Source organism: Bifidobacterium sp. LH_419, assembly GCF_056356955.1.
Map to the genome: position 1 here is coordinate 143,112 of NZ_JBKEVG010000005.1, position 7,002 is coordinate 150,113.

5 protein-coding genes are annotated in these 7,002 nt (G+C 68.1%); 1 reads left to right on the top strand and 4 read right to left on the bottom strand.

Annotated features, from left to right (window positions below):
* Positions 1 to 143: 143 nt before the first annotated feature.
* From AC1AYX_RS05340 to AC1AYX_RS05355, 4 genes are all read right to left on the bottom strand, one after another.
* On the bottom strand, positions 144 to 1,118 hold the full coding sequence (locus AC1AYX_RS05340) for a hypothetical protein (RefSeq protein WP_476502531.1): 975 nt from the start codon (positions 1,116 to 1,118) through the stop codon (positions 144 to 146).
* An 80-nt stretch (positions 1,119 to 1,198) separates the two neighbouring features.
* Positions 1,199 to 2,716, bottom strand: coding sequence for a DHA2 family efflux MFS transporter permease subunit (locus AC1AYX_RS05345; RefSeq protein ID WP_476502532.1), 1,518 nt, complete (start codon positions 2,714 to 2,716; stop codon positions 1,199 to 1,201).
* 71 nt (positions 2,717 to 2,787) lie between these two features.
* A complete protein-coding gene (locus AC1AYX_RS05350; protein WP_476502533.1) occupies positions 2,788 to 4,068 on the bottom strand; it encodes an MFS transporter in 1,281 nt (426 codons plus the stop codon).
* Entirely contained in the window at positions 4,065 to 4,913 is an 849-nt protein-coding gene (locus tag AC1AYX_RS05355; protein WP_476502534.1) for an HAD family hydrolase, read from the bottom strand. The genes AC1AYX_RS05350 and AC1AYX_RS05355 overlap by 4 nt, the downstream gene beginning before the upstream one ends.
* Before the next feature lie 271 nt (positions 4,914 to 5,184).
* Between AC1AYX_RS05355 and ettA the strand changes: the two genes are divergently transcribed.
* On the top strand, positions 5,185 to 6,864 hold the full coding sequence (gene ettA / locus AC1AYX_RS05360) for an energy-dependent translational throttle protein EttA (protein WP_034526667.1): 1,680 nt from the start codon (positions 5,185 to 5,187) through the stop codon (positions 6,862 to 6,864).
* Positions 6,865 to 7,002: the final 138 nt, after the last annotated feature.

A 7,002-nucleotide genomic window follows, 5' to 3' on the forward strand; every position in this document is an offset into this window, starting at 1 on the left:
AGTAGATATATTACCGATATCCGCGACCCATGCAACTCTCGGCGTGTCGCGCTTGCGATTCCTCAGCGGCACCCCGCGCCCATCACCGAAAAACCCAGTGATTCCAAGCGGTTTCAAACAGTCCAAAACATTCCGGAGCTCCCCTACCCCAGCACCATCTTCACCGCGACCGCAACACCCAACATCACCAGGAATCCGACGACCACCAGCGTGTACCACAGCATCAGGCGGCGTTCGCGCTTCGCCCGGACCATATCCAATCCCCATCCTTCGGAAGGGATCTGCGCTTCGGCGCGGGCGCGGCGCGCGACGTCCTCGTCGATGGCGGCGCGCGCGTCGGCGACGACCACATGGTCCGGCAGCGCCATCCGCGCGATCGGCGTCACCGCGCGCGACAGACTCCCCGCGAGCACGACCACCGACGTATACGCCGCACAGGCCGCGACGCCGCGCGAAAGCAACCCCACGACCGCCAACCCGGCCAATCCGTACGCGAACAACACCCATTGCATGCGTCGCAGCGTGCGGATGCACCGCTCGGTCGGATGGAACCGGAACGTCACGCACCACGCGCCGACGGCGATCAACGGCACGCACGCCAGCGCGATGGCGAGCGGGAAACCGTCCATGCCGGCGTCCGCGAACACGCCCGATACGCTCAACGCCACGTCGACGCCAAGGAACAGCATGGCCGCGACAAGCTGGATCACACCGATCGCGAGCACGCGCCGACGTTCCGACGACGGGCGCACCGGCGGCTGCGTCCACCACCAGTCGACCGTCCCCAACCGCGGGCCGCGACGCAGGTATGCGGCGGCCACCTGGTCGCCGTCCTCCGCGTCGCGGATCAGGGCGGCCGCGCGCCGCCACCCGATCACATACGTCAATGTGCCCACGCTGGCGACAAATGCCGCGATGGCGAGCCACGGATAGACGCGGCCGAGCGGGGTCACGCCGGCACGGTCCATGCCCGCCACGATTGCGCACGCCAGCAGCGCGAGGAACGCCGCCAGCCAGACCGCCGCCCTGACGCGGATGCGCCGCAACGCCGCTCGGTCGGCGGGCGTCACCGCACCGCCATCGTTCCGCGCGCCATCGCCGTCGAATCCATCATCCATGCCCTCATCATCGCATCGAATCCGTCGGACCTGACGTCACGCGACATGAACAGTCGATGAACGCGCGAAACGCGCGAAACTCACGCCTCGACCAACTCCGGCGGGCGGCGCGTGGAGAAACGGAACATGAGCGCGGCGAGCACGGCCCCGCACACGGCCATGTCGGCGAGCGGCCACATGCTCGATGCGAAGCCGAGCAGATACGATGCGGCGGTCGAGGCGCCGGAGCGCGCGGCGGCGGCCGAGAACTCGGTGATCAGCGCGCTCGCGACGGCGGTGCCGATCGCACCGGCGAGCTGCTGGACCGTGTTCATCACGGCGGAACCGTCCGCGTTGAGCCGCGCGGGCAGCTGGTTGAGCGCGTGCGTCTGGTCGGGCACGAGCACGAATCCGGAGCATGCCATGAACAGCGCGTAGGCGACGGCCACCGCGACCACGTTGCGGTAGGCGACGATGATCGCCGCGTCCATCACGGTGACGCCGAGGAACCCGCACAGGATGAATTTCGGCGGGAAATGGCCCTTCAGCGCGCCGCCGATCATCGGCGCGGCGATCGCGCCGACCACCGCGCCGGGCAGGAGGATCAGCGCGGCGACGAGCGAGCCGAATCCGAAGCCGCGCTGCAGCAGGATCGGCAGCATGAAGTTGAGGCCGAGCACGCCGCCCGAGGCCATGAGCAGGATGAGCATGCCGAGCGTGAACCCGGGGTAGCCGAACACGCGCACCTCGACGAGCGGACGGCCCATCCTCAGCTGCGCGGCGGCGAACACGGCGAGCACGGCGACGGCACCGGCGAGCGTCGCCCAGAACCGCCAGTCGCCGTTCCATGCGGCGAAGAAGCTGACCGCGACAATCAGGCCCGCGAGTCCGAGCGCGACCAGCAGCAGCGACGGCACGCTGATGCGCGCCTGCTCCGCGTCGCCCGGATGCCGGATCTCCGGCACGGTGGCGACGCCGAGCGCGAAGGAGACCACGAGGAACGGCAGCATCGCGTAGAAGATCCAATGCCAGTCGAGCCATTCCATCACGACGCCGCCGAACACCGGGCCGATGGCGGGCGCGGCGCAGGTGACGAGGCTCACGATGCCGAGCATCGCGCCACGCTGTTCGAGCGGCGCCTTCTCCAGGATGATGGTGGTGATGAGCGGCAGGGAGATGCCGGTGCCGAGCGCCATGACGAGACGCGCGGCGAGCAGCATCGGGAAGCTCGCGGCGAGCGCGCCGATCAGCGTGCCGAGCGTGAAGATCGCGACGGCGACGACGAACAGCGTCTTCGTGGCGAACCGGCGCACCATGAACGGCGAGCTCGGAATCGCGACGGACAACAGCAGCAGGTAACCGGTGGTGAGCCATTGCACGGTGGACGCGTCGATCGCGAACTCGGCCATCAGCGTCGAATAGGCGATGTTGAGCGACGTTTCGGACAGGATGCCGAGGAACGTGAGGATGGCGAGCGCGACGACGGTGACGACGAGCTTCGGCGCGACGGGCCGTTTGGCGGCGTCCGTAGCGCCGCCGCCGTCACGGCCGGTTCGCGCGGATTCCACCGACTCCCCCGCGCGTGCCGCCCGTGCGTTCTGGGTGTCGTGTCCGTTCATGCGACCGTGCCTCCGTTCCCGTCATGACCATGATTGTTGCATATCAAACAATGTCATCGTACGGGCGAATGTTACGCGAAACGCACCTTGCCGGCCAGCACCGCGACCACGCACTGCGCGGCGGCGAGCGCGGTGAACAGGACGAGCGGCGCGACCCATGCGCCGGATAGTTCGGCCAGCGTGCCGAAGGCGAGCGGGCCGACGGAGGCGACCAGATAGCCGAGCGACTGCGCCATGCCGGACAATGCGACCGTGTCGGCCGGGGTGCGGCCGCGCAGGGCGATCAGCGTGAGCGCGACGACCAGCGACGCGCCCTGCCCCATGCCGCCGATCACGCTCCACAGCATCGACGCCGCGGGCGCCAGCAGCCAGCCGCATCCGGCGACGACCATCGGCACGCTGGCGACGAGCGCCGCGCACACCTGGTTGCCGCGCACGTGCATCAGCGCGGGAATCAGGAGGCCGGAGAGGATGCCGAGCGATTGGAAGACGAACAGTTGGACGCCGGCCTGCGATTCGGAGAATCCGGCGGCCGCGGCGAGCGAGGGCAGCCAGTTCGACATCGTGTAGAACGCGGCCGACTGCAATCCCATGAACAGCGTCACCCACCACGTCATCGGGCGTCGCCACAGCGGACGTGCGTCCGTGGCGACGGCGACGGCGGCGTCCGTGACGGTACCGGCGGTACCGGCGGTGACGTCGGTGACGTTCGCGGCGGAACTGGCGGCGACGCCGTTTCCGTTTCCCCGCGACCCGCGCGCCACACGGATCGACCACAATGCGGCGACGACGAGCGGCGGCACGGCCCAGACGGCGAGCGCCGGCCGCCAGCCGCCGAGCGCGGCGGCGAGCGGCGCGGCGGTAAGGCCGGCGATGGCGGAGCCGGCGGTGATGCAGCCGGAGTACACGCCCGTGGCGACGGCGATATGACGGGCGTAGTCGCGTTTCGCGATGACCGGCACGAGCACGTTGCCGGCGGCGATGCCCGCGCCGACGGCGAACGTGCCCAGCCATACGCCTGCCGGACCGCCGAACGACCGGACGAGGTCGCCGGCGGCGAGGACGAGCAGCGCGGCGAGGACGGTGCCGTCCGCGCCGAGACGTCGTTCCGCGAACCGGACCAGCGGGCTGACGGCGGCGAACGCCCACAACGGCATCGCGCCGAGCACGCCGAGCACGCTCTCGCCCCAGCCGAGATCGTCGCCGATGCGCGTAAGCACCGGTCCGACGCCGGCGATCGCGGGACGCAGGTTCAGCGCGACCAGGAAGATGAGGGCCGCCAGCAGGGCGGGGGTCGCCTTCGCGGCGTCCGTCGGGCGGATTGCCGGTGGCGCGGGATTGGCGGTGCTCATCGGGCGGCGAGCACGGCGTCGATCACGGTGGCGACGCCGCGGTCGTTGTTGCTCGGGGCGATCCAGCCGGCGTGGGCGCGCATGTGCTCCTCGGCGTTCGCCACCACGTAGCCGTGGCCGGCGGCTTCGAGCATCTGGATGTCGTTGTAGGTGTCGCCGAGCGCGCAGGCGTCCTCGAGCCGCACGCCGAGGTGTTCGCACAGGCGGGCGAGGCCGGTGCCCTTGTCGACGCCGGGATTCATCATGTCGATCCACATCTTGCCGGCGTTCGTCACCGTGTAGCGGTCGGACCAGGCGTCGCGGTAGGTCTCGCGGTACACCTCCTCGGAGTCGTTGCCGGGGAAGAACACCGTGTACTTGTTGACGTCGGCGTCGAGCGTCGTGATGTCGTCCATGTACACGATCTTCTTGTAGAACGTGCGGAAGTAGTCGTCGTACTTCCTGTCGCACGAACGGATGAAGCACGCCTCGAGACCGCAGACGGTGGGGCATCCGCGGCCGTCGGCAAGCGTGAAGTCGATCAGCCGGCGGTACTCCTCGACGGGGATGAGGCTCTCGTAGACGAGCTCGCCGCGGCAGTAGATCGCGGCGCCGTTGTCGGACATCAACGCCATGTGGTCCGCGAGATCGGGGAACATCTCGGCCAGCGTGTAGTTCGGCCGGCCGCTCGCCGCGCAGAACGTGAGTCCGGCGGCGTCCAGCGCGAGGATGCGCTCGGCCATGCGCGGCGGCATCGTGCCGTCGTCGGCGAGCAGCGTGCAGTCCATGTCGCTGGCGACGACCCTGATGTCCTTCAGTCCGGCGTCTTCGGTGAAATCGGGCAGGTTCTGCGGATTCTGCGGCATGTGCGCCACTCCTTCGTCTCTCGTCTCTCACTCGTCACGGACGTTCCGCGAGCGGACGTCCGTGTTTCGACCCGCACCACTGTAGCGCAGGGCGGCCATGATAAACGCCGGCATTCCAGCCCTTCCGATAGCATGGTGGGCGGTGGTTCGGCCCGTATCCGACCAGCATGCGGACATCCTGCGTCCGCATCATACGCGGATATCATGCGGGCGGGCCAGACAGACTGGAAACGGCTGGAATTCGACCTTACTTAAGGAGAAGCTGCAACCAATGGCAGAATTCGTGTATCAGATGATCAAGGCGCGCAAGGCGTTCGGCGACCGCGTCATCCTCGACGACGTGACCCTGAGCTTCCTGCCGGGCGCGAAGATCGGCGTGGTGGGCCCGAACGGCATGGGCAAGTCCACGCTGCTCAAGATCATGGCCGGCCTTGAAACCGTGTCCAACGGCGAGGCCACGCTCACCCCGGGCTTCACGGTCGGCATCCTGCAGCAGGAGCCGCCGCTGGACGACACGAAGACCGTGGGCGAGAACATCAAGATGGCGTTCGGCGACATCGCGCAGAAGGTCGACCGCTTCAACAAGATCGGCGAGGAGATGGCGAACCCGGACGCCGACTTCGACGCCCTCATGGAGGAGATGGGCAAGCTCCAAACCGAGATCGACGCGGCGAACGGCTGGGATCTCGACTCGCAGCTCGACCAGGCGATGGACGCCCTGCAGTGCCCGGACCCGGACACGCCGGTGAACGTGTGCTCCGGCGGCGAGCGCCGCCGCGTGGCCCTGTGCAAGCTCCTGCTCGAAGCCCCCGACCTGCTGCTGCTCGACGAGCCCACCAACCACCTCGACGCCGAGTCGATCCTGTGGCTGGAGCAGTTCCTGCACCAGTACAAGGGCGCCGTCATCGCCGTCACCCACGACCGTTACTTCATGGACAACGTGGCCGAGTGGATCTGCGAGGTGGACCGCGGCCACCTGTACCCGTACAAGGGCAACTACTCCACGTACCTTGAGACCAAGGCGAAGCGTATGGAGATCCAGGGCGCGAAGGACGCGAAGCTCGCCAAGCGCCTGAAGAACGAGCTCGACTGGGTGCGCTCCTCGCCGAAGGCCCGTCAGGCCAAGAACAAGGCCCGTCTGGAGCGTTACGACCAGATGGAGCAGGAGGCGCGCAACAACAAGAAGCTCGACTTCTCCGAGATCCAGATCCCGGCCGGCCCGCGCCTGGGCTCCACGGTGCTCGAGGCGAAGCACATCCACAAGGCGTTCGGCGACCGCGTGCTCATCGACGACCTGTCCTTCACGCTGCCGCGCAACGGCATCGTCGGCGTGATCGGCCCGAACGGCGTCGGCAAGTCCACGCTGTTCAAGACGATCGTCGGCCTCGAGCCGCTGACCAGCGGCGAGCTCAAGATCGGCGACACGGTGAAGATCAGCTACGTCGACCAGAACCGCGCCGGCCTCGATCCGAACAAGAACCTGTGGGAGGCGGTCTCCGGCGGCCTCGACTTCATCGAGGTGGCGGGCGTCGAGGTGCCGACCCGCGCCTACGTGGCGAGCTTCGGCTTCAAGGGCTCCGACCAGCAGAAGCTGACCGGCGTGCTCTCCGGCGGCGAGCGCAACCGACTCAACCTGGCGCTGACCCTGAAGCAGGGCGGCAACCTGCTGCTGCTCGACGAGCCCACGAACGACCTCGACGTCGAGACGCTGGAATCGCTCGAGAACGCGCTGCTCGGCTTCCCGGGCTGCGCCGTCGTGATCTCCCACGACCGTTGGTTCCTCGACCGCGTCGCCACGCACATCCTCGCGTGGGAGGGCGATGACGAGAACCCGGCCAAGTGGTACTGGTTCGAAGGCAACTTCCAGGCCTACCAGGAGAACCGCGTCGCCCGCCTCGGCGAGGACGCGGCCCGCCCGCACCGCCTGCACCGCAAGCTGACCAGGGTCTGAGCATCAGTCCTCATTCGGCCCCCTCTGACTGAACTGCGCCCCGATTGCTGGACGTGGTTTATTAAGGGTACCTGATCAGGCTGTGGGGGACATGTTCCGGAATTCCTCCGGGGTGTGTCCCCCGAGTCGTTTCTGGCG

Bases quoted from the DNA above. Each gene is read 5' to 3' on its own strand.
- AC1AYX_RS05340 (WP_476502531.1), bottom strand. From the start codon at position 1,118: ATGGATGATGGATTCGACGGCGATGGCGCGCGGAACGATGGCGGTGCG.
- AC1AYX_RS05345 (WP_476502532.1), bottom strand. From the start codon at position 2,716: ATGAACGGACACGACACCCAGAACGCACGGGCGGCACGCGCGGGGGAG.
- AC1AYX_RS05350 (WP_476502533.1), bottom strand. From the start codon at position 4,068: ATGAGCACCGCCAATCCCGCGCCACCGGCAATCCGCCCGACGGACGCC.
- ettA (WP_034526667.1), top strand. From the start codon at position 5,185: ATGGCAGAATTCGTGTATCAGATGATCAAGGCGCGCAAGGCGTTCGGC.
- AC1AYX_RS05355 (WP_476502534.1), bottom strand. From the start codon at position 4,913: ATGCCGCAGAATCCGCAGAACCTGCCCGATTTCACCGAAGACGCCGGA.